The sequence below is a fragment of the Tissierella praeacuta DSM 18095 genome (assembly GCF_900128955.1).
Lineage (GTDB): Bacteria > Bacillota > Clostridia > Tissierellales > Tissierellaceae > Tissierella > Tissierella praeacuta.
Window position 1 is genome coordinate 1 of sequence record NZ_FQTY01000025.1, and the last position, 23,310, is coordinate 23,310.

Genomic DNA, 23,310 nt, shown 5'->3' on the forward strand with positions numbered 1-23,310 from the left:
CATGGAAAAGTTGGAAGAAGGTCAAGACGAAATTTGTTAACCTTAAGAAACTGGGAGTAGCAAGAGAAAAGGCATGGGAATGGGCAAATACAAGAAAAGGCTACTGGCATACGGCCAATAGCTGGATTCTTGCAACAACCCTAACCAATGCTAGGTTTGAAAAACAAGGTTATTTAAGTTTTCTTAAATATTACCTTGAAGTTAAAGTGTAAACTATGAAACCGCCGTATACCGAACGGTACGTACGGTGGTGAGGGAGGTCGGTAAATAAATTAATTATTTACCTCCTACCCGATTTAAAATTTATAAAAATATAAAAAATTTTAATTATTTTATTGACAATGAGTAAGGAATATTATAGCATATCATTATACGATTACCCGGTATAAGTTTTAAAGTTCAAAAATTAACAAGGGGGCATTTAAAATGAGTAAAAAAGTAGTTATAGTTGGTGGTGTAGCTGGTGGTGCAACAGCTTTAGCTCGTCTGAGACGACTTGATGAAAATCTAGAAATAATTTTATTTGAGAGGGGAGAGTATGTTTCCTTTGCAAATTGCGGTCTTCCATATTATATAGGTGGAGCTATAGAAAATAGAGAGTCCTTATTAGTTCAAACACCTGAAGGTATTATGAGTAGATTCAATGTGGATGTAAGAATACAATCAGAAGTTACTAAAATATTTAAGGAAGATAAAAAGGTATTAGTTAAGGATTTGAGAGAAGATAAAGTATATGAAGAATCCTATGATTATCTTATTTTATCAACAGGTTCAACACCGTTAAAGCCACCAATACCTGGAATTAATTCACCTAATATTTTTAGTCTTTGGAATATACCAGATACAGATACAATAAAAGGATATATAGATGAGAAGGCTCCAAAAACTGCAATAGTAGTAGGTGGTGGATTTATCGGTCTTGAAATGGCTGAAAACTTACATGATTTGGGATTAAAAGTTTCTATTGTAGAGATGTTAGAACAGGTAATGGCACCTATAGATTATGAAATGGCACAAATAGTTCATGAGCATTTAAAGTCAAAAGGAGTAGATCTTAGACTAAAAGATGGAGTAAGTAAATTTGAATATAATAATGGATTAACTACTATTACTTTACAATCAGGTACTCAATTAAATGCTGATATGGTTATACTATCCATAGGTATTAGACCTAATGGAGAACTAGCTAAGGAGGCAGGGTTAGAAATAAATCAAAGAGGCGGAATTATTGTAGATAAACATTTAAAAACTTCTGATGACTTTATTTATGCAATTGGCGATGTTATTGAAGTAGAAGATTTTGTAAACAATGTACAGACTATGGTACCTTTAGCTGGTCCCGCTAACAAACAAGGTAGAATAGTTGCAAATAACATTTTAGGTTCAAAAGAAGAGTATAAAGGGACTCAAGGCACAAGCATTGCTAAAGTCTTTGATTTAACAGTGGCTAATACTGGAACCAATGAAAAAACACTAAATAGATTAGGCAAAGTTTATAAAGAAGATTATTTTATAGCACTTATTCACTCTAATTCCAATGCAGGATACTATCCAGGTGCATTGCCAATGACAATAAAATTAATATATGATAAAGAAGGCAAAGTTTTAGGTTCACAAATCGTAGGATATGAAGGTGTGGATAAGAGAATAGATGTCATAGCTACAGCTATTAGATTTGGAGGAAAGGTTTCCGATTTAACAGAACTAGAATTGGCATATGCACCACCATATTCTTCAGCTAAAGATCCAGTAAATATGGTAGGATTTGTAGCAGAAAACCAGATGTCTGGAAAAGTTAATATTGTTCTTTGTAGGGAATTAGAAGAATTAAATATGGAAGATACTGTTATATTAGATGTAAGAGAAGAAGAGGAAAGAGATATGGGCTATATTGAGAATTCTCTAAATATTCCTCTAGGACAGCTAAGAAATAGACTTGGAGAGTTGGATAAGAGTAAATGCTATCTAATATATTGTGCAGTAGGACTTAGAGGATATATAGCCACTAGAATACTTATTCAGAATGGATTTGAAGGTAAAAATTTAGCTGGAGGCTTTAATACCTATAAGACCATGTTTTGCCAAGATATAGATAGTGACTACTGTGGTGTTAGTGGTAATGGTCCCGAAGCTTTTAGTGATTCCGGAGTTCAAAAAATAGAGAATAAAACCAATGAAGCGGAAGAAATAGATGTTAAAACATCTAGAACAGGTGAAATTTTTAAATTGAATGCCTGTGGTTTATCTTGTCCAGGTCCTATTATGCAAGTAAGTGAAAAAGTGAAAATGATTAAGGATGGAGATATATTAGAAGTAATGTCAACAGACCCAGGTTTTGTTAATGACATTCAAGCTTGGTGTAAAAACACAGGTAATACTTTGATAGAAACAGAAAAGGCAGACAAGAAATTTATTGCTGTTATTCAAAAAGGAAGCAATGCTAAAAAAAAACTAATGAAATAGTATCTTCAGTAAAAGATAATAAGAATATTATAGTTTTTAGTGGAGACCTTGATAAAGCCATTGCATCCTTTATTATAGCCAATGGAGCAAAGGCAATGGGTAAGGAAGTTACTATGTTCTTTACATTTTGGGGATTAAATATAATTAAAAAAGAGACTCATGTAAAGACAAAGAAGGATTTTATGGCTAAAATGTTTGGAATGATGATGCCAAATAGTAGCAAAAATCTGGGGCTTTCTAAGATGAATATGGTAGGTATAGGATCTAAAATGATAAGGAGAGTAATGAAGGATAAAAATATTTCTTCATTAGAGGAACTAATAGAACAAGGCATTAAATCTGGAATAAAAATGGTAGCTTGTCAAATGTCAATGGATGTAATGGGAATAACTAAAGAAGAACTTTTAGACGGAGTAGAAATTGGTGGAGTAGCAACAATGCTTAGTGCTGCAGATGATTCTAATATGAGCTTGTTTATATAAAAAATGGGGCTGAAAAGTCCTCTTTTTTATGATTAACTTTATATAAAATGGATATATATATTAAGAAAGTTGTATATTCTAGACATTGTTTAGAATATGTTATAAAATATATATAGTAAAATTATAAAGGGGGAATTTTTAATGAACGCAATGACAGCAGAAAATTTAAGATCAGCATTTGGTGGTGAATCTCAAGCTCATATGAGATATAGAATATGGAGTGATAAGGCAAAAAAAGATGGTTTTCCAACTGTAGCTAGATTATTCATGGCTACATCAGATGCAGAAGAAGTTCATGCTACACTACATTTCAAAGCTTTAAAGGATGTTTCAGGCGATTTTTTAGTAGCATCCGGAGCAGGATTTGGACTTAGCACTACTTCAGATAATCTTCAAGGAGCAATCAATGGAGAGCTGCATGAAGTAAACCAAATGTATCCAGCTTACATAGCAGTAGCAGAGATGCAAGAAGAAAAAACGGCTATATCAGCTATGAGATTTGCTATTGAAGCTGAAAAAGTTCATGCGGAACTTTTTACTCAAGCTAAAAAAGCAGTAGATGCTGGAAAAGACTTAGAAGCAAAAGTTGTAGAACTATGTCCAGTTTGTGGATATATAACCTTAACAGGAGAAGAAGATAAATGTCCACTTTGTGGTGCTAAGAAAGAGTTATTTATAGCATATTAATGAGCAATATGACGCTAGACACATTGTGTCTAGCTTCTATTTTAATGTCCTAACAATTTTAAATAAATAGAAGTCTTTTTTATATTAATAATTGGGAATCACGTAGGTGGGTTAGGGCTATCAATTGATATATAGGAGTTGTTTTATATGGTAATCGAAACTATTATTTTATCTTTGCTACTTGGAAAGTTAAATGGTGGGAAGATAAGAAATATTGGTAATTTATATATAAATGGATGGTATTTATTTGTTATATCTTTTTTAGTAGAAATCATATCCTTGTTAATAGTTTCTAGAACCAGTGGAAATTTAAATGATATTATAGAAAATAACTTTTTTTATATACATATATTCATTTATTTATTACTGATCATTGGTTTAATTATGAATTTTCATGAGAATGGATTTAGAATAACCTTATTGGGAGCTGTTTTAAATTTTTTACCTCTTTCTTTAAATAATGGAAGAATGCCAGTTGCATTAAATGCCCTTAAAACTTCCAAGCTATATACCCAGTTAGGATTATTAGAAGAGGGAAGAATAATGACTCATACTTTGGCAAATGAGTTTACAAAATTGGTTTCTTTGGGAGATATAATACCAATACCAAAACCTTATCCTTTTCCCAAGGTTATAAGCATAGGAGATATTTTTATATCATTGGGACTTTTAATATTGATTCAATCTTATATGAAAAAGAGATATGAATCAGAAGGAAAGACTATAGAATTTTATAGACCCTAATATCATTAGGGTTTATTTTTTTATATTTTAGGCAAACTATAAGAAAAGATATGAGGAGGTAATTGTTTGAAACTTAGACTTTTCATTATAGCTATAATACCTGCTGCCGTCATAATTACAGGTATATACTTATCTGATAGACATGATAGAGAACCTCTAAAGGTTTTACTATTTACCTATATCTTAGGAGCCTTAACTGTAATTCCTTCTGTAATAGTTGAAGAATTTTTGATAGGATTTAATATATTTCCTGGTGTATTAGGTGCCTTCTATAATGCATTTTTTGTTGCAGGATTTACAGAAGAATTTTTTAAAAGATTAGTTGTACTAAAATATCCTTATAAAACAAAGTTTTTTGATGAAAAACTAGATGGTATAGTATATTCAGTATTTGCAACTATGGGATTTGCAACTGTGGAGAATATAATATATGTTGCCTATAGATATACTAACAATCCTTTTATTGGATTATATAGAGGGATATTTTCAGTACCAGCTCATGCTGTTTTTGGTATAACCATGGGATATTATCTATCTTTAGCAAAGTTTGATACAAATATAGATAGAAAGAGAATGAATATGAGAAAATCATTATATATGCCTCTTATTATGCATGGAATATTTGATTTTATACTAATGGCTGAAATACCACAGCTTACTATGATTTTTGTTCCCTATGTAATATTTATGTGGGTATTAAATCAAAGGAAATTGGCAAATTTCATGTATGACTCAAAATCTAGAGTAATAGGTCTAAAAAGAAAAGAATAAGCCGAAAGGCTTATTTTTTTAAATTCTTTAAAAAAATTTATTGACACATATGGGGTATTGGTGTACTATATAATTAATACACTAATATTGAGTGGGGTGAGATAGATGATATTTAACGATAATTTACCAATTTATATTCAGATTATGAATTTGATTAAAAAAAGAATAGTTATAGGAGAATTAAAGGAGGGAGATAAATTGCCATCAGTTAGGGAATTATCTACAGAACTTAAAGTAAACCCAAATACTATACAAAGATCTTATCAAGAACTGGAAAGAGAAGAGTTAGTGTTTACACAAAGAGGAATGGGTACTTTTGTTGTGGAGAATAAAGAAATAATCAAAGATTTGAAAAAAAATATGGCGTCAAATATAGTTAAATCCTTTATTACAGATATGAAGTCATTGGGATTTAACCCTTTAGAGATTATAGAATTAATTAATGATAGTGTAAAGGAGGTAAAATGATGGAAAAAATAGTAGAAATAAAAGGACTTACAAAATCTTATTTTAATAAAAAAGCATTAAATAATATATATTTAGAAATTGAAAAAGGAAAGGTGGTTGGAATACTAGGACCTAATGGTAGTGGAAAAACTACTATGATTAAAATTATTACAGGTATACTTAGGGAATCTAATGGTGAAGTACTAATAGATGGAAAAAAGCCAGGAGTAATTACAAAGTCAATAGTATCTTATTTGCCAGATAGAAATTTTTTATATAACTGGATGAATATACAAGAAGCAGTTAATTTTTATAAAGATTTCTATGAGGATTTTGATGAAAATAAGGCGTATGATTTATTAAAGTTTATGAAATTAGATAGAAATATGAAAATAAATTCTCTTTCTAAGGGGATGTTAGAAAAGTTAAATCTTACATTAGTATTATCAAGAAATGCTAAATTATATGTATTAGATGAACCAATTGCAGGGGTAGACCCAGTAGCTAGAGATCAGATACTTGATGCAATAATAAAGAATTATAATGAAAATAGTACAATGCTTATTACAACTCATTTAGTAAGGGATATGGAAAATATCTTTGATGATGTAGTTTTCCTTAGAGAAGGAGAAGTTTACTTAACAGGCAATGCAGAAGCTTTAAGAGAAGAAAAAGGTATGCAGATAGATGATATTTACAAAGAAATATTCGGGGAATAGGAGGGATAAAATGAGAAAATATATGAAATATGAAATAAAGGGAAGTTATAAAATTATCTTAGGGATTATAGCAATGGTATTAATCGCATCAACTATTATTCAAGTTAATATATCTGGACAGATAAAACTTGATAGTGCAGATTCAGCAAATACCATTAATGGTTTTGGCACATTTATGTTAGTTGTATCCATATCGGTCATATTTGGAGCATTTTTAACAGCATTTTTTCAGATTATAGGTTCTTTTAGAAAAGAATTGTATGAAGATAGAGGATATCTAACATTTACCCTTCCTCTTACAGGGAATGAGATTTTAGGAGCAAAGCTGCTGGTAGCAATTACTTGGTTTTTAGTTTTAGGTATCTCAATAGTTGCATATAATTTACTATTAGGTGCATTACTATATGGTTCCCAGTGGACAAATTTTATAAACTCTATTAGACAAATAATAGGTAACGCAAATATAGAAATATTCTCTATAGCAATGGTATCCTTATTATCAGCTATAGTGACATTAATTTTAATATATTTTTCAATGGCATTAAGTCGAGTAAATATAAGAAATAAGAAAATAGGTGGTTTATGGTTTATAATATTTATTGTATTAAACTCTCTAGTAAGCTATTTTATTGTTAAAATTGTTAATGCATTACCATATTTTCTTAGTTTAGATAGTTTTAAGATACTTCATTCTTATGAATTAAACTTTTTGCCAAGGTTAGGCAATATTGCTAAACACCAAATAATACTATTTGGAAACAATTTTGACGTATATATAAATGTATTTGGTATTTTATCAATGTTGATAATTGGTATAAGTGCATTTTTGGCTACAGGCTATTTAATAGAAAAGAAAATAGATTTATAAAATTATTTAAAAAGGTGGAGAAATCCACCTTTTATTATTAATGTATTTATTAAATATATTATTTTTAGAGTACTTGAAAACTATTTTAGATTATAATAATATAAAGGTATGCAATAAGAATATTTTATTATAATAGAGCTTATATAAGATAATCATAAACTAGTATTATTGGGAATAATATATTAAAGGAGCAAATATAGCTAGGGGTGATATTGTGAATAGCAAATTAAAGTTAGCAATTATTTTATTCTTCTTAATTTTATTGTTTTTTATTGGGATTGTTTTAGCTAGTGAATATATAAATATGAATAAAATAAAAACAGAATATCCTGATTTACCTGAGGATACATATAATTTTAGAAAGGATAGTTTAAGAGTATGGGCAATTAGGTTAATTCTTCAATTTCTTATACCTTTATTATTTCTTATATCTCGGTTATCTTATAGGATAAGGTACTTTGTGGAGAATAACAAGTCATTATTTCTTACGGGATTATTATATGGTGTTATTTTTTTTACTATAATGTTTTTAGTAAATCTTCCTTTGGATTATTATAGTTCATTTTATTTAAAACATAAATATGGATTATCTAATCAGACTCTTGGAAGATGGATTGAAGTCACATTAAAAAGCTTTGTTGTAAACGATTTGATTATTTCACTCTTTATATTCTTTCCATTTTATCTTATATATAGGAGTCCTAGGATGTGGTGGTTACAATTATCGTTTTTAGCAATACCTTTTATTATATTTATGGTATTTATTTCTCCATTTGTTATAGACCCTATATTTAATAAATATACTTCCATAGAAAATGAAAAGCTAGGAAGAGAAATAACAGAGTTACTTCATAAGGCAGATATACAAGATGCTAAGATATATAAAGTGGATAAAAGTAAAGATACTAAAACTATGAATGCTTATATGACGGGAATATTTCATTCAAAAAGGATAGTTCTTTGGGATACAACTATTAATAATTTAGAAGAAAGAGAAGTTCTTAGTATAACTGCACATGAAATAGGCCATTATGTAAAAGGACATATTTGGAAGAATATATTTTTAAGTAGCATAGGTACAATTTTATTATTTTTCTTAATATATATTACTTCTGCATGGATACTTGATTTATCAAATGGAGTCTTTGGAGTTAGAAAGCTCTATGATATAGCAGCAGTACCACTATTAATTTTGGTTCTTAATTTTTATTCATTCATAAGTTTACCAATTACTAATTATTTTTCCAGGGAAATGGAAATTGAAGCAGATGCTTATGAAATAATTCTTACAGAGGATAGAAAGTCAGCTGCATCAGCTATGGAAAAATTATATAAGGAAAGTTTAGGTCTACCTAGACCAAGTAATATATTTAAAATATGGTATCATACTCACCCTACTTTAGAAGAAAGAGTAGAATTTTATAAAAACTATCCTATTGAATAATTCAAGAAATTAAAGTGATGGATATCCATCACTTTAACTATATTTGTTAAATAATATTGTTAACTTTAGAAGTTTGAGCTAAAGCTTGACTCTACACATTATAATAGTTAATTGATTATTAGATTTTAATCAGATTTATATTAAACTGCTATTTATTTAATAAGGACAAATACTGAAATAGATGTGGGAATATTCAGGTGTATTTATTCACCTAAGGCATTAGATATGAGTATAAAGAATTTTTTTAGAATAAAGATTTATTGACAAACAAATGGCAATTATATATAATTACATTGAAAACTAAATAATTCTTCAGGGCAGGGTGTAATTCCCTACCGGCGGTATAGCCCGCGAGCCTTATAGGCATGATTCGGTGAAACTCCGAAGCCGACAGTAAAGTCTGGATGAAAGAAGAACAATGTGAATCTTAGTAGATTTAATATACTAACTTATTTAGGATATTAGGCTCTGAAATATATAATATTTCAGAGCCTTTTTATTAAGTTTCATAAAAAATCATATTTGTTTGTTATATATTAGCCCTGATTTTATAGAATCAGGGCTTTTACTTTGTGAATATATTTGAATTAATCTAGTTCAAGGGATATAAAGAGGAGGTATTTTATGCACGAGAATTATATGAAACTAGCCTTAAAATTAGCTGAAAAAGGAAGGGGAAAGGTTAGTCCAAATCCTATGGTAGGTGCAGTTATTGTAAAGGAAAATAAAGTAATAGGTAAGGGATATCATAAGGGTTATGGAGAAGCCCATGCAGAAGTGAAGGCTTTTGAAAATTCAACTGAAGATATAAAAGGAGCTGATCTTTATGTGACATTGGAGCCATGTTCTCATTATGGAAAAACTCCACCATGTGTAGATAAAATAATCCATAGAAAAATAAAAAGGGTTTTTATTGGTTGTCTTGATCCTAATCCTCTAGTTTCAGGGAAGGGGGTTAAAAAGCTAATTGATTCAGGCATAGAAGTCACAACAGGAATTTTAGAAAAAGAATGTAGAGAGTTAAATGAAGTATTTATGAAATATATAGTTGAAAAAAAGCCTTTTGTCATAATGAAAACAGCCATGTCTTTAGATGGGAAAATCGCAACTAAAACGGGTGACTCAAAGTGGATTACAGGATTACGATCAAGAAAAAATGTTCATAGACTTAGAAATGAAGTATCAGGAATTATGGTAGGTATAAATACTGTAATTGCAGATAATCCTGAATTAACCTGTAGAATTGAAAATGGTAATAACCCCATAAGAATAATAGTAGATAGTAAACTTAGGATACCAATAGATTCTAAGGTTTTGGATAATCAAAATTTAGCAAAAACCATAGTGGCTACAACAGGTCAAGCAGATATGACAAAGAAAGTTGAAATAGAGAAAAAAGGAGTTAAAGTGTTAACTATCAAAAGTCTTGAGGGAAAAGTAGATTTACAAAAACTTATGTCAAAGTTAGCTGAGGAGAATATTGATAGTATACTTCTTGAGGGAGGGGCGACACTTAATTTTTCTGCCCTAGAGCAACAAATAGTTGATAAAGTCCAGGTTTATATAGCTCCAAAGATAATTGGAGGGGAGAAATCAAAGACATCTGTAGGAGGAAGTGGAATCGAGGATTTAAGAAAAGCATTTCAACTCCATAGAATAAGTTATAAAACCATAGATGAAGATATATTAATAGAAGGATATATAAGGTGGTGATAATAATGTTTACAGGAATAGTAGAAGAAATAGGTAAAATTCAAGGGATAAAAAAGGGTGAAAAATCATCTACACTTATAATTTCTGCCTCTCGAGTTTTAGAAAAAACTTTTGTAGGAGATAGTATTTGTACTAATGGAGTATGTTTGACAGCTACAAAGATAAATAAGGGTAGCTTTGAAGCAGATATTATGGCAGAAACCTTGAGGAGAAGCAATCTAGGAAATCTAAAAATAGGAAGCCCTGTAAATCTTGAAAGAGCATTGACTTTAGATAAAAGACTTGGCGGTCATTTAGTAAGTGGACATATAGATGGGGTAGGAGAGATAGTATCAAGACAAAAAGAAGATAATGCTCTTTGGATTACAATAAAGACTTCGGCAGAAATACTTAAATATGTAATAGAAAAAGGTTCTATTGCAATTGATGGTATTAGCTTAACTGTAGCATATGTAGATGAGAATATATTTAAGGTTTCTATAATTCCACATACTGGCGGGCATACAATATTGTTAGACAAGCCACAAGGAGAAACAGTAAATTTAGAATGTGACCAACTAGGTAAATATGTCGAAAAGTTATTGGGTTTTCAAAGGCAAGATAATATAGGTCTTAGTAGAATAAATGAGGATTTTCTAAAGACTAATGGATTTATTTAAGGAGGAACTATAATGTATAAATTTAACAGTATTGATGAAGCTATTGAAGATATTAAAGCAGGCAAAATGATAATTGTAGTAGATGATCCTGATAGAGAAAATGAAGGCGATTTGCTGATGGCGGCTGAAAAAGTTACTCCAAAGGATATAAACTTTATGGCAAAGTATGGACGTGGACTGATATGTATGCCTCTAGACAAGAAACGATTAAAGGAACTTGAAATTCAACCTATGGTTGAGGACAATACAGATAATCATGAAACTGCTTTTACAGTATCTATAGATTATATAGATACAACAACGGGAATTTCAGCTTATGAAAGAGCATTTACTATCCAAAAGGTATTAGATGAAAGTGCAAATAAAGATGACTTTAGAAGACCAGGACATATATTCCCACTAAAAGCAAGAGAAGGTGGAGTATTAAAGCGAAGTGGACATACAGAAGCAGCAGTAGATCTAGCAAAATTAGCTGGATTAAAGTCAGCTGGAGTAATATGTGAAATAATGAATGATGATGGTACAATGTCAAGAACCCCAGAGCTTATAGAATTTGCACAGGAACATAAACTAAAAATTATAACAATAGCAGATTTAATTTCTTATAGGAGACATAAGGAAAAATTAGTTGAAAGAGTAGTAGAAACAAAGATGCCAACAAAATATGGAGAGTTTATGATATATGGATTTATAAATAAAATAAATGGGGAACATCATGTAGCATTAGTAAAGGGTACTATAACAACTGATGAGCCAGTTCTAGTAAGAATTCATTCTGAATGTCTTACAGGAGATGCCCTAGGGTCAAAAAGATGTGATTGTGGTGAGCAATATGCTGCAGCTATGAGAAAAATTGCAGAGGAAGGTAGAGGGGTACTACTATATATGAGACAAGAAGGTAGAGGAATAGGTCTTATTAACAAACTAAAGGCCTATGCTCTTCAAGACCAAGGATTTGATACAGTTGAAGCAAATATCAAACTTGGATTTCCTGCTGATATGCGTGAGTATGGTATAGGAGCTCAAATATTAAATGATTTAGGAATTAAAAAATTAAAATTAATGACAAATAATCCTAGGAAAATAAGTGGATTATCTGGATATGATATTGAAATAGTTGAAAGAGTACCAATTCAAATGAATCATAATGAGGTAAATGAATTTTATTTAAAGACAAAGCAAACAAAAATGAATCATATACTGAAATACTAATAGGGAGGAATAAACATGAGAACAATTGAAGGAAATTTAGTGGCAAAGGGTATTAAAGTTGGAATAGTAGCAGGTAGGTTCAATGAATTTATAGTTTCAAAGTTATTAGGCGGTGCACTTGATGGATTGAAAAGACATGGTGTAGAAGATGAAAACATTGAAATAGCTTGGGTACCAGGGGCATTTGAAATCCCACTAGTAGCTAAAAAAATGGCCAATATCAATAAATATGATGCAATAATATGTTTAGGTGTTATAATTCGTGGGGCAACACCACATTTTGACTATGTTTGTGCTGAAGTATCAAAGGGAATTGCTAATGTATCATTAAATTCTGAGCTTCCAGTTATATTTGGGGTATTAACAACAGATAGTATTGAGCAGGCTATAGAAAGGGCTGGAACTAAAGCAGGCAATAAAGGCTATGATGCAGCAGTATCAGCTATAGAAATGGCAAATTTATTAAAGAATTTTTAGTAGATAATATTTTAGAAATAAAGGAAGTAATTGAGAAGTATAATCATTTCTCTAAATATTTATCTAAATAAAATAAAGTGATGGGGTTTCTATCACTTTATTTTGTTTAGTTACGAAATTATTGTAAATGTAGAAAACAGAAAAAACGACTTTATTATGATATATTAAGTTATTAAATGATATTTTGTATTATAATTTGACATAACTGTAACACAAGGAGAGATGAAATGAATCTTGTTAAAGTAAGTCATAAAAGCAAGGGAAAGTTTCTTGAATTTTATAAAAGGCAATATCTAAATAATCCATTAAAAAGAAATTCATTATATGAACTTTTGAAAGGATTAATCAATGGAAAATCCGATATGTCTCATCCAGATTGGAATAAGAGGGATTTTCAATTATTTAGAGAATTTATAAAAGAACTGTAACCACAGATGTCCTCAGTTAGTCCCTTGACTCCATTTCCTAATTTACCCATGTATAAACAATATGAAAATAGATTGATTTTTAAAAAGGAAGATTATGAGAAATGGAGTTTTGGACAGGTAATTATCAATCCATCTAAGATGAGTTTACGAAGATATTACTATGAACTATTAAAGACAAATCTATATATAAATTTAATGATAAAAGCATAATTAAGAAAAGGCAAAGAAAGTTCTTTGCCTTTTCTTAATTATGCCTACTTGCTAAATCATTTAATAAATCTGAGGTTAGTTTATTTATATCTTCCATTTGTTTATTTAGTTTGTCAAATTTTTTAGATAGTTCCTTATCCTTTGTATTTCCTAAATCATTAGCATTAAGCAACATACTAATACTTGTGAAATGCTCCATATTAGAAAAATTATTCTCTTCTATTTTTTTAGCTTGACTGAGTATTTCAGCCATTGCCCTTGGATTTTCCATACCATCATCCTTTCATATGTCTATAGAATTAGTATGTCATAATATATAGAAATTATCATGAAAAATAAAGTATATATTATTTTTTATTTATATCATCAACCCATTCTTTGGCTTTTATTACAGCATCATAAGTTGGTATTGAAACTCCAGAATCTGATATCTTTTCTTCAGTATTATAGTATATATCTGTTGGTGAATATCCAAAATACGGGTCTTTATGATTTTTATAGGAACCTGTTGCTGATTTAGAGTCTGTTTTAGTATTTAGACTTCTCTTATTCTCTTTCATATAAACTCCTCCTTAAAAGATTAATTAGTTTCTATTACTTTTGGTAATGGTTGATACTTACTAATTCCCATGTTTTTTATAATGTAATGGTCATTATCATAAAATATTGTAATAGTGGATTTAACTGTAGCTCCATCCATTCCACCTAATACAATTTTTGTTTCTCCAGGATTCAAATCTTCATTTTTAATATATTTTATAGATGGCTTAGTAATGTTGTTAATTTCATGATTCCATTCTATTTTAGGAGGTTTTTTACTACCATAAAACCCCATATACAATCTATTGCCAATCATTTCTGCCCAAATTAATATTGAATCTTCAGTAGTGTTTTTAAATATTAAATCCTTTACACCATAAGCAACAGTGGCATCTTGCCCGTATGGAACATAGTTAACTGGCATGGAATGGTTGTGCCTTTCTATGATTTCAAGATTAGATAATACTGCTAAATTGTAAAGAGTTGTGGCAATTTTACATACTCCTCCACCTTCTGTCATTATAATATTACCTCCTATATATGAAGCACCTTCTTTAAAGCCTTTTAGCTTAGTATAAGGGCCTATAGCAGAGTTTTGAGAAAATATTTTAGAAGGCTTAATTACTTGACCTTTAATTTTTTTACTAGCTAGATTAACATTATATTCCTCACCGGGTAAAGGATTATTGAGCACAGCACAAAAACCTGCTATAAGAATAGGAGTATTATATTTTTCTTTTGTCTTTAAAAAATCATTGTCATTTCTCCAAGGCATATTACTTACTTGTCCCGACATTTCAGGAATATCATATCTGTCATTTCTTTTATTAATCATAAGCTCTGGATTTTTATTAGTATTAGAAAAAAGATCATTAAATTTTAGATATCTATAGTCATTATCATCAGAATAAGCTGTTGTTGACAATAATATGGCTAAACTAATGGGTAGAATAGTTAATTTAAATTTGTCCATATAAACCTCCATATATAAAATAAAATTTATATCTTAGTAATATAGTTTCTTAAATTTATGTAAAAAATATTCTAATATGAATTGCCATTATATGTTATGAAATATGATAAAAAATTTTGAAGGCATATAAAATATTTTATACGCCTTCAAAATTTAAAGAGTATTATATATGGTGCTAAACATAGTTGCATGTTCTAATTCATCTACCATTGCATAATAGAAAGTATCTCTGATAAATTGATCTGTAGTAGAGAGCTGTACATCTCTATAAAATTCCCCTGCTGCCAGTTCATCTTTTAATGCCATTAATATTCCTTCCTTATAACTTGGGAAACTAATGGGAGTTATTATATATTGTGGTAAATTCCCAGTAAGATAGCAATAGACTTTAGTGAATTTTTCTAGATGATCTAGCTCATCTTCCATAGCATGATGAATAAATTCTTTGTGTAAATCATTTGGTGCTTCCCTTAATAATCTTGAATAAAACTCGGCAGCAGTGGCTTCATCCACAATTGTATCATAGACAAATTCAATTATTTGTGGTATATTGTGACATCCTAAAAGTGGTAACATACTATCCCTCCTAAAAATTATTTGCATTATATTTTATTCATATGAAAAGATAATGTGAGTATTGAGTTTAGTATAAAAAAGATAAACTATAGACATAAATAGATAAATAAAGTAAAATTGTATAAGGCAAAAGCCACCTATAATATTTAGAAATGGGGTAAGAAATGGAAAAGCTTAAGCTATACGGGTTTAATAACCTAACTAAGACACTTAGTTTTAATATCTATGATGTTTGTTATGCTGTGACACCAGAAGATAAACAAAAGTATATTGAATATATTGATGAACAATATAATTCAACTAGACTAACAGAAATACTCGTAGAAATTACTAAAATAATAGGTGCCAATGTTTTAAACATTGCTAAGCAAGACTATGAACCTCAGGGTGCTAGTGTGAATCTATTAATTACAGAAGAAGCTATACCAATTGTTTCAGTAGATCCATCTTGTAATCTAGGTACCTTGATACCTACACCAAGGCATGTAGTGGGACATTTAGATAAAAGCCATATTACAGTTCATACTTATCCTGAAAGTCATCCTGATAAAGGAATAATGACATTTAGAGTAGATGTGGATGTATCAACATGTGGAGAAATATCACCACTTAATGCATTAAATTATTTAATTGAGAATTTTGATTCCGATATTATAATCTGCGATTATCGCATAAGAGGATTTACAAGAGATATAAACGGAAATAAGCATTTTAAAGATCATCGAATTAATTCAATACAAGACTTTATATCTTCAAAAAATCTAAATTTGTATAATAGTATAGATGTCAATGTATATCAAGAAAATGTATTTCATACGAAAATGATATTAAAAGAATTAAATCTTGACAACTATTTATTTGAAATGAAAGCTGAAGATTTGAATGAAAATGAAAAAAATGATATACTAAATAAATTAAATCAAGAAATGCATGAAATATATTATGGTCGAAATTTCTAAGGGGGTTGTGAAATGGATTTATGGTTTAATGAATGGAATACAGAGAGTTGTAAGTTATCAATAAAAGTGAAGGAACCCATATATTCAGAGAAAACGCCTTTCCAAAAAATCGATTTTTTTGATTCTTATGATTTTGGAAAATTTTTTACATTAGACGGTATGATGATGGTAAATGAAAAAGATGAGTTTATATATCATGATATGATAGTTCATGTGCCTATGGCAGTAAACCCTAATATTAAAAATGTACTTGTAATAGGTGGGGGAGATGGTGGTACAGTAAGAGAATTAACAAGATATAATGATATCGAACAAATTCATATGGTTGAGATAGATGAACGAGTAGTAAGACTATGTCAAAAATACTTACCAATAACCTCATCTAAACTTGAAGATAAAAGAGTTACCCTATATTTTAAAGATGGGGTAGAGTTTGTAAAAAGTAAGGAAAATTTTTATGATTTAATATTGGTAGATTCAACAGATCCTATTGGTCCAGGGGAAGGATTATTTACCATGAGCTTTTACAAAGATTGTTATAGGGCATTAAATGGAAAGGGCATACTTATAAATCAACATGAGAGTCCATACTTTGAAGAGTATAGAATAGAAATGTTAAAGGCACATGGTAAATTAAAGAAAATATTTGATGTTTGTGAAGTATACCAATTTCATATGCCCACATACTCATCTGGACATTGGTTATTTGGATTTGCATCTAAAGGACTGCATCCAATTGAAGATCATAATGCTGAAAAGTGGGAAAGCTTTGATTTAAAAACTAAATATTATAACTCTCAAATTCATCAAGGAGCATTTATGCTACCAACCTATGTAAGAGAATTGTTAGAATCAGTATAATATATAAAAGCTCTAAAATATTTAATATTTTAGAGCTTTTTTGTTTACAAGCAGTATAGCTATGATATAATTTCATATAATAGAATTATTAGGTTAGGAAATTAAGGAGACTAAAGATGCATAATAAAAAAGATTTTCTAAAACAATTAATCTATGATACTGGAAAAGGTATCAAGGGTTATATGAAAGCTCAAGTTACATTGATGTTTATAACCTTTATAATTCTTGGTATTGGTCTAACTTCTATGAAAATCCCATATTCTATACTAATATCAGTAGGAATATCCATATTAGATATTATTCCTGTATTGGGTTCAGGTATTGTAATGATACCTTGGGCTATAATTAATTTTCTAATGGGAAACAAAGATATAGGCACAGATTTAGCAACTCTTTATGTTATTTTGATTATATTGAGACAAGTTGCAGAACCAAAGTTAGTGGGCAAAGAAATTGGGGTTAGACCTATTTATACATTTATTGCAACCATATTAGGCTCTATTATATTGGGACCAATAGGTATTGTACTAGGGCCTATAATAGCCGTAATAATTAATTCAATTATGAAGATAAAAAAACAATCAGATAATAGGAGATAGAGATATGATAAATGAAAGATTATTAAAAGATATAAAATTTATTGTAGAGTTGGATAAAATGAAGTCTATCTTGAGGCAAACAAGTATAATTGGTGGAGAAAGAAGGGAAGATGATGCTCAACATTCTTGGCATATATCTGTAATGGCAATGATTTTAGGAGAATATTCTAATGAAAAAGTGGATATATGCAAGGTAATAAAAATGTTACTGACTCACGACTTAGTAGAGATATTTGCTGGAGATACATTTTGCTACGATAAAGTTGGAAATGAAGATAAAAGAGAAAGAGAGGAGTTAGCAGCGGAGAAAATATTTGGAATGTTGGATGAAGATAAAGGTAGAGAGCTAAGAGCATTATGGGATGAGTTTGAAGAGATGAAAACTACAGAAGCATTATTTGCAGCATCTATGGACAGACTTCAGCCAATGTTAAACAATTATCATAATGAGGGGGGAACTTGGAGAAAGTTTAATGTGGCTAAAAAAGATATTTATAAAAGAATAGCACCGGTTAAGGAATCATCAGATGAACTATGGGATTTTGTTCAGAATATGATTGAAGATGCATATAATAAGGGATTAATATTGGTGGAATAGTAAGTATGTATTCTTATAAATTGGAAAAAGTGGGTATATTTAAAATGGGAGGAAAACCATTTATTTAGGGGAGATATTGTGGTGCGAAAAAGTAATATTGATTTTTTAAAAGATGAGGAAAAGTTAAGGCTCATTGCAGCTATTGATCAAGCAGCTGTATCTATTATAATGACAGATATAGATGGAAATATTCAATATTGTAATCCGGCTTTTGAACAAACTACGGGTTATTCTTTTGAAGAGGTAATTGGACAAAACCCAAGAATTCTTAAAAGTGGATTAATTTCAGATGATGTATTCAAAGATATGTGGGAAACTATAATTGGAGGACAGAATTGGAAAGGGGATTTAATTAACAAAAAAAAGGATGGCACCATATATTATGAAGAAGCTAGAATCACACCTGTAAGGGATAAGGATGGAAAAATAGTAAATTTTTTAGGAGTTAGACAGGATGTTTCTCGAAGAAAATATCTTGAGGAAAAGCTAAAACAAACTTCAATAAGAGACCCTTTGACCAATTTATATAATAGGGGATACATATTTGAAAGATTAAGCCAATGTTTGGAAATATTTAAAAGAAATGGGGAAGGATTTTCCTTAGCAATAATTGATATGGATTTTTTTAAGGATATAAACGATACTTATGGACACCAAGCAGGGGACTTTGTATTAAAAGAGTTTTCCGAAATTCTTACATCAGGAATTAGAGTATATGATATAGCAGGTAGATATGGAGGAGAAGAGTTTATTTTAATCTTACATGGTATAAAGAAGAAAACATCGGCAAAAATAATTAAGAGAATTTTAGAAGAAGTGAGAAACTCTGCCTTTGCATATGAGAATAAAGAGATGAAAATTACTTTTAGCTGCGGAATATGTGATGTGTTGGAAATTGATAAAGAAAATTTATCAATAGAAAGTTTAGTTTATAAAGCTGACAAGAGATTATATGATGCAAAAAACACAGGAAGAAATAAGATAGTAATAGATTAGTAGCGGTATAATATTTGATTATATTAAAATATACTATCTTAATATAAAATTTATAGTTAGTTTATATTATTGGAGGGATAAAATGCAAATAGGTTTTTTTGATTCCGGTATAGGGGGAATCACTGTATTATATGATACATTAAAAATATTACCTAATGAAGATTATATATACTATGCAGACACACTAAATGTTCCATACGGACAAAAAACTAAGGAAGAAGTTAAAAAATATATATTTAATGCTATAGAGTTTATAATAAACCAAGGAGTCAAAGCTATAGTTATTGCATGTAATACTGCTACAAGTGTGGCTATTGAAGAGCTAAGGGCTGAATATAATATTCCAATTATTGGAATGGAACCTGCTGTAAAACCAGCTGTTGAAAAAAATAAAAATGTAGATAAACGAGTTTTAGTAACGGCAACGGCTCTCACTCTAAAGGAAGAAAAGCTTCAAAATCTTATTACTAAATTAGACAATGATCATATTGTTGATTTATTACCACTTCCAGGATTAGTTGAATTTGCAGAAAGATTTGAGTTTAATGAAGAAGTGGTAATGGCTTATCTTGAGGAAGAACTACTTAAATATGATTTGAATAAGTACGAAACCATCGTCTTGGGTTGTACTCATTTTTCTTTCTATAAAGATGTATTTAGAAAAATACTTCCAATAGATACAGATATAATTGATGGAAATCTTGGAACAGTAAAGAATTTGAAAAGGATTTTAGGAAAGATGAATGTTTTGAATGAAGGAAGTGGTAGTATCACCTTTTATAATTCAGGATTTAAGGTGGAAGACAAGGAAAAGTTAAACAACTATAAGGAATTATTTGAGATACTGGATTATATTAATGGATATTAAGGTATTCTAAGTAAAGAGGTGGTTGAGTGAATATTCTTGTTTGGCTTATACTTCCTGGAATTATTTATTATATAGTTCGTGGTGCTGTTCATGAAGGAGTATATAATGCATTAATAGAATATGATAAAAACTAAGATATACTCTTTATGCGTTATTTATCAGAAAATATTGCTAGGGGTGAATTAATTGAATAAAAGGTTAATAGCAATATTTATAATAACAGGTTCTCTAATTTCTATAATATATTGGAGATTTTTTAATATTAATAGTTTACCAAAGAAGGATATAATATTAGAAACAGAATTTCCAGCAAAATTTGAGAGTAACAAACAAATTAATTATCTTAATAAAAATGGTAATACAATACAAGAAAGATACTTAACTTTAGAAGGATATAAGAGAATAGAAGTAGAAAAAAACAGCTTCCAAGAATTTTTGAGAAATCAAAGGTTAAAGCCATATGGTGAAAAGGTACTATACTATAATGGCAGAGAGAAAAATAAAAAGGGTGTTTATGATAGTGTTGTAGATGTTAAGATAGGAGATAGAGATCTTCATCAATGTGCAGATGCTATTATGCTTCTGAGGGCAGAATATCTTTATTCAGTAGGTAAATATGAAGATATTAGTTTTAATTTCGTTTCAGGATTTAAGGCTGAGTATAAGAAGTGGATGGAAGGATATAGGATTAAAGTTGATGGAAATGATGTAAGATATTACAAAGCTGTAGAACCATCAAATACTTATGAAAATTTTAGAAAATTTATGGACATGGTCTTTGCCTACTCAGGCACTTTGTCTTTGGAAAAGGAATTAGAATCTATTGATATAAAGGACATGGAAATCGGAGATGTGTTTATTATTGGAGGTAGTCCAGGTCATGCAGTTATTATTGTAGATATGGCTATAAATAATAATGATGAAAAGATATTTATCCTTGCCCAATCATATATGCCAGCCCAACAGACTCAGATACTTATTAATCCTATGAATGAAGAAATAAGTCCGTGGTATTCAATAAAAGATAAAGAAAAGCTTATAACTCCCGAATGGACATTTGAATTAAATAAACTGAAAAGATTTGTAGAATAAAGGAGGATTAAAAATGAGGTTATAGATTTGCTATAATCTCATTTTTAAATTTATTAAAGTAATATTTATATGAAGTTTTTTAAAAAATTTCATATAATATTTAAAATGTTTATGTTATAATGTGCTGAATTGAAATACTCTATAAATTTCAATCTAAATTTACTTGGTAGCTAAGAAATTTTTATGTTAGAAGGAGATAATCTTAAATGGAAGAATTATTGAATAAAATAATAGGCAAATATGACTCTGGAAAAACTATAATTGTTGGAATTGATGGTTTAGGAGGGGCAGGAAAGAGTGCAATAACAGAGTTGCTAAAAACACAATTGCAGAATAGTAACTATTACCCTGTTGTCTTGCATATTGATGATTTTATATATCCAAGATATATTAGATACGATGAATTTAAAGAAGAATGGTACTGCTATTATAATATTCAATGGAGATATGATTATTTAATCAAAGAAATTTTGTTACCAGTAAGAGAAGGTATTGAAATTGATAAGCAAGTAGAACTATATGAAAAGGAAAATGATTTATATATTTTAGAGCAAATAAAAATACCACAAGGCTCAATCTTATTAATAGAAGGAATATTTTTGCAGAGGAAAGAAATAAAAGAATACTTCGATTATATGGTTTATGTTGAATTGCCTAAAGACATAAGGTTAAGTCGTGTAATAAATAGAGATACCTATATAGGAGATGACAAGGATATAAAGTTAAAGTATGAAAGACGATATTTTCCAGCAGAAGATAAATATATTAAAGATTATTGTCCTGCCGAAAATGCCGATTTTGTATTAGAGAATATTTAATAATAGAGAATTTTTCTTCATTTCTTGTTAGGAATACTTTTGTATTTATTTGAGTATATAATAACTTAGTAAAAAATTATAAACCACTCCTGCTATGAACATGCCCCTGTCAAGTAGACAGTGGAAATAATAAAAGCTTTGTGCGCCAACCATTTCATTATGATTGGCGTATATTCATTTTAAGCAGCTGAATCTAAAAGATAACGCCTGTATTCTATTGGAGTCATGCACTGTAATCGTTTTTGATACCTATGATTATTGTAATAATTTATATATTCAATAACAGCAGATTCTAACTCGGAATATGTGCAGAATTTTTTAAGATAGTACATTTCTGATTTTAACATTCCCCAAAATGCTTCCATTGGTCCATTATCAATACATCTTGATACTCTGGACATGCTTTGTATCATATCTGCATCATTTAACTTCTTTTTAAACGCCTTACTTGTATATTGATATCCCCTATCACTATGAAAGATTGGACTACTATTGGGATAATTGTGATGAGCGATATCAAAGGTTTCAAATACTAGTTTATTATTATTTGAATGTCCTAATACAAAGGAAACAATACTTTTGTCTGCAAGATCTAATATGGCACTAAGGTATGCCTTCCCACCTTTTCCATATTTCATCTCTGTCACATCTGTAAGCCACTTTTCTCCAAACTTATTTGATTTAAAGTCTCGATTAAGTATATTATCTGCTGTTATTTCAGGAGTTGATTTAATGTAATTTTTCCTCTTTTTACGACATACCGACTTTAGCTTTAAGATGTCCATTAGACGATAAATTCTTTTATGATTAACTTTTAGATTATGCTCGCGATTAAGTTTAATTGTCATTTGCCTATAGCCTAATATCCCATTTCTTTCCTCATAAGCATCTTTAATTAATGGAATTAGTTCTCTATTAAACTTTTCATTAACACTTTCCTTTCTATTAAGCCATTTGTAGTAAGATGATCTTTGTATTCCTGCTAATTTACATAACTCTGTTATTGGATATTTTTTGATATTGTTTAAATCACGTATTGACAGATATATGTTTTCGTATCTTACTTGACTTAGTATCGACCCCTTTCCACTTCTTCTAACTTTTTT

General features: G+C 29.5%; 28 protein-coding genes, 1 pseudogene and 1 riboswitch. Of the genes and pseudogenes, 24 read left to right on the forward strand and 5 right to left on the reverse strand.

Features of this window, described 5'->3' with window-relative positions; genetic code table 11:
* The 16 genes from BUB33_RS16195 to BUB33_RS15920 all read left to right on the forward strand — a co-directional run.
* Positions 1 to 212 (forward strand): maturase (locus tag BUB33_RS16195; RefSeq protein WP_072977872.1); only part of this gene is annotated, 212 nt, incomplete at its 5' end.
* A 214-nt stretch (positions 213 to 426) separates the two neighbouring features.
* A complete protein-coding gene (locus tag BUB33_RS14740; RefSeq protein ID WP_200778248.1) occupies positions 427 to 2,463 on the forward strand; it encodes an FAD-dependent oxidoreductase in 2,037 nt (678 codons plus the stop codon).
* 74 nt (positions 2,464 to 2,537) lie between these two features.
* Entirely contained in the window at positions 2,538 to 2,945 is a 408-nt protein-coding gene (locus BUB33_RS16465; protein WP_234950072.1) for a DsrE/DsrF/DrsH-like family protein, read from the forward strand.
* A gap of 141 nt (positions 2,946 to 3,086) precedes the next feature.
* Entirely contained in the window at positions 3,087 to 3,632 is a 546-nt protein-coding gene (locus BUB33_RS14745) for a rubrerythrin family protein (RefSeq protein WP_072977874.1), read from the forward strand.
* Positions 3,633 to 3,779: 147 nt separating this feature from the next.
* Positions 3,780 to 4,376: a DUF5317 domain-containing protein gene (locus BUB33_RS14750; protein WP_072977876.1), complete on the forward strand. Its 597-nt coding sequence runs from the start codon at positions 3,780 to 3,782 to the stop codon at positions 4,374 to 4,376.
* Between the two features lie 66 nt (positions 4,377 to 4,442).
* A complete protein-coding gene (locus tag BUB33_RS14755; RefSeq protein WP_072977878.1) occupies positions 4,443 to 5,147 on the forward strand; it encodes a PrsW family intramembrane metalloprotease in 705 nt (234 codons plus the stop codon).
* A 105-nt stretch (positions 5,148 to 5,252) separates the two neighbouring features.
* Positions 5,253 to 5,615, forward strand: a complete 363-nt coding sequence (locus BUB33_RS14760) for a GntR family transcriptional regulator (RefSeq protein WP_072977880.1) — start codon at positions 5,253 to 5,255, stop codon at positions 5,613 to 5,615.
* Positions 5,615 to 6,313: an ABC transporter ATP-binding protein gene (locus tag BUB33_RS14765; RefSeq protein WP_072977882.1), complete on the forward strand. Its 699-nt coding sequence runs from the start codon at positions 5,615 to 5,617 to the stop codon at positions 6,311 to 6,313. The genes BUB33_RS14760 and BUB33_RS14765 overlap by 1 nt, the downstream gene beginning before the upstream one ends.
* A gap of 10 nt (positions 6,314 to 6,323) precedes the next feature.
* The gene (locus BUB33_RS14770; protein WP_072977883.1) at positions 6,324 to 7,181 is read left to right on the forward strand and encodes a hypothetical protein; all 858 of its coding nucleotides are present in this window, start codon (positions 6,324 to 6,326) and stop codon (positions 7,179 to 7,181) included.
* A 214-nt stretch (positions 7,182 to 7,395) separates the two neighbouring features.
* Complete coding sequence (locus tag BUB33_RS14775; protein ID WP_072977884.1) at positions 7,396 to 8,625, forward strand: M48 family metallopeptidase; 1,230 nt, start codon at positions 7,396 to 7,398, stop codon at positions 8,623 to 8,625.
* Between the two features lie 304 nt (positions 8,626 to 8,929).
* A riboswitch (FMN riboswitch) is annotated at positions 8,930 to 9,045 on the forward strand.
* A 204-nt stretch (positions 9,046 to 9,249) separates the two neighbouring features.
* On the forward strand, positions 9,250 to 10,338 hold the full coding sequence (ribD, locus tag BUB33_RS14780) for a bifunctional diaminohydroxyphosphoribosylaminopyrimidine deaminase/5-amino-6-(5-phosphoribosylamino)uracil reductase RibD (RefSeq protein WP_072977885.1): 1,089 nt from the start codon (positions 9,250 to 9,252) through the stop codon (positions 10,336 to 10,338).
* A gap of 5 nt (positions 10,339 to 10,343) precedes the next feature.
* A complete protein-coding gene (locus BUB33_RS14785) occupies positions 10,344 to 10,997 on the forward strand; it encodes a riboflavin synthase (protein WP_072977886.1) in 654 nt (217 codons plus the stop codon).
* Between the two features lie 12 nt (positions 10,998 to 11,009).
* Entirely contained in the window at positions 11,010 to 12,209 is a 1,200-nt protein-coding gene (locus BUB33_RS14790; RefSeq protein WP_072977887.1) for a bifunctional 3,4-dihydroxy-2-butanone-4-phosphate synthase/GTP cyclohydrolase II, read from the forward strand.
* A gap of 15 nt (positions 12,210 to 12,224) precedes the next feature.
* On the forward strand, positions 12,225 to 12,686 hold the full coding sequence (gene ribH / locus BUB33_RS14795) for a 6,7-dimethyl-8-ribityllumazine synthase (RefSeq protein WP_072977888.1): 462 nt from the start codon (positions 12,225 to 12,227) through the stop codon (positions 12,684 to 12,686).
* 227 nt (positions 12,687 to 12,913) lie between these two features.
* Positions 12,914 to 13,114 carry a hypothetical protein gene (locus tag BUB33_RS14800; protein ID WP_072977889.1) on the forward strand — a complete coding sequence of 67 codons (201 nt, stop codon included), beginning with the start codon at positions 12,914 to 12,916 and terminating at the stop codon, positions 13,112 to 13,114.
* Between the two features lie 6 nt (positions 13,115 to 13,120).
* The gene (locus BUB33_RS15920; RefSeq protein ID WP_143154909.1) at positions 13,121 to 13,324 is read left to right on the forward strand and encodes a hypothetical protein; all 204 of its coding nucleotides are present in this window, start codon (positions 13,121 to 13,123) and stop codon (positions 13,322 to 13,324) included.
* Between the two features lie 34 nt (positions 13,325 to 13,358).
* Here BUB33_RS15920 and BUB33_RS14805 read toward each other — a convergent pair whose 3' ends face one another.
* The 4 genes from BUB33_RS14805 to BUB33_RS14820 form a co-directional block, all read right to left on the reverse strand.
* Positions 13,359 to 13,595, reverse strand: coding sequence for a hypothetical protein (locus BUB33_RS14805; protein ID WP_072977890.1), 237 nt, complete (start codon positions 13,593 to 13,595; stop codon positions 13,359 to 13,361).
* Between the two features lie 76 nt (positions 13,596 to 13,671).
* A complete protein-coding gene (locus tag BUB33_RS14810) occupies positions 13,672 to 13,884 on the reverse strand; it encodes a CDIF630_02480 family spore surface protein (protein ID WP_072977892.1) in 213 nt (70 codons plus the stop codon).
* 20 nt (positions 13,885 to 13,904) lie between these two features.
* A complete protein-coding gene (locus BUB33_RS14815) occupies positions 13,905 to 14,837 on the reverse strand; it encodes a VanW family protein (protein WP_072977894.1) in 933 nt (310 codons plus the stop codon).
* Positions 14,838 to 14,990: 153 nt separating this feature from the next.
* Positions 14,991 to 15,413 (reverse strand): ferritin-like domain-containing protein, encoded by a 423-nt coding sequence (locus tag BUB33_RS14820; protein ID WP_072977897.1) that lies wholly within the window; start codon positions 15,411 to 15,413, stop codon positions 14,991 to 14,993.
* A 164-nt stretch (positions 15,414 to 15,577) separates the two neighbouring features.
* Between BUB33_RS14820 and speD the strand changes: the two genes are divergently transcribed.
* The 8 genes and pseudogenes from speD (at position 15,578) to BUB33_RS14860 (ending at position 22,204) form a co-directional block, all read left to right on the forward strand.
* The gene (speD, locus tag BUB33_RS14825; RefSeq protein ID WP_072977899.1) at positions 15,578 to 16,372 is read left to right on the forward strand and encodes an adenosylmethionine decarboxylase; all 795 of its coding nucleotides are present in this window, start codon (positions 15,578 to 15,580) and stop codon (positions 16,370 to 16,372) included.
* A 12-nt stretch (positions 16,373 to 16,384) separates the two neighbouring features.
* Positions 16,385 to 17,233: a polyamine aminopropyltransferase gene (speE, locus tag BUB33_RS14830; protein ID WP_072977901.1), complete on the forward strand. Its 849-nt coding sequence runs from the start codon at positions 16,385 to 16,387 to the stop codon at positions 17,231 to 17,233.
* Positions 17,234 to 17,340: 107 nt separating this feature from the next.
* A pseudogene (locus BUB33_RS14835) lies at positions 17,341 to 17,832 on the forward strand (AI-2E family transporter); the annotation flags it as partial.
* Positions 17,833 to 17,836: 4 nt separating this feature from the next.
* Positions 17,837 to 18,430 carry an HD domain-containing protein gene (locus BUB33_RS14840; protein WP_072977905.1) on the forward strand — a complete coding sequence of 198 codons (594 nt, stop codon included), beginning with the start codon at positions 17,837 to 17,839 and terminating at the stop codon, positions 18,428 to 18,430.
* 81 nt (positions 18,431 to 18,511) lie between these two features.
* Entirely contained in the window at positions 18,512 to 19,426 is a 915-nt protein-coding gene (locus BUB33_RS14845; RefSeq protein ID WP_143154910.1) for a sensor domain-containing diguanylate cyclase, read from the forward strand.
* A gap of 82 nt (positions 19,427 to 19,508) precedes the next feature.
* A complete protein-coding gene (gene murI / locus BUB33_RS14850) occupies positions 19,509 to 20,294 on the forward strand; it encodes a glutamate racemase (RefSeq protein WP_072977908.1) in 786 nt (261 codons plus the stop codon).
* A 186-nt stretch (positions 20,295 to 20,480) separates the two neighbouring features.
* Positions 20,481 to 21,386 carry a DUF4846 domain-containing protein gene (locus BUB33_RS14855; RefSeq protein ID WP_200778249.1) on the forward strand — a complete coding sequence of 302 codons (906 nt, stop codon included), beginning with the start codon at positions 20,481 to 20,483 and terminating at the stop codon, positions 21,384 to 21,386.
* 206 nt (positions 21,387 to 21,592) lie between these two features.
* Entirely contained in the window at positions 21,593 to 22,204 is a 612-nt protein-coding gene (locus tag BUB33_RS14860; RefSeq protein ID WP_072977910.1) for a nucleoside/nucleotide kinase family protein, read from the forward strand.
* 179 nt (positions 22,205 to 22,383) lie between these two features.
* Here BUB33_RS14860 and BUB33_RS14865 read toward each other — a convergent pair.
* Positions 22,384 to 23,310 (reverse strand): IS3 family transposase (locus tag BUB33_RS14865; protein WP_143154911.1); only part of this gene is annotated, 927 nt, incomplete at its 5' end.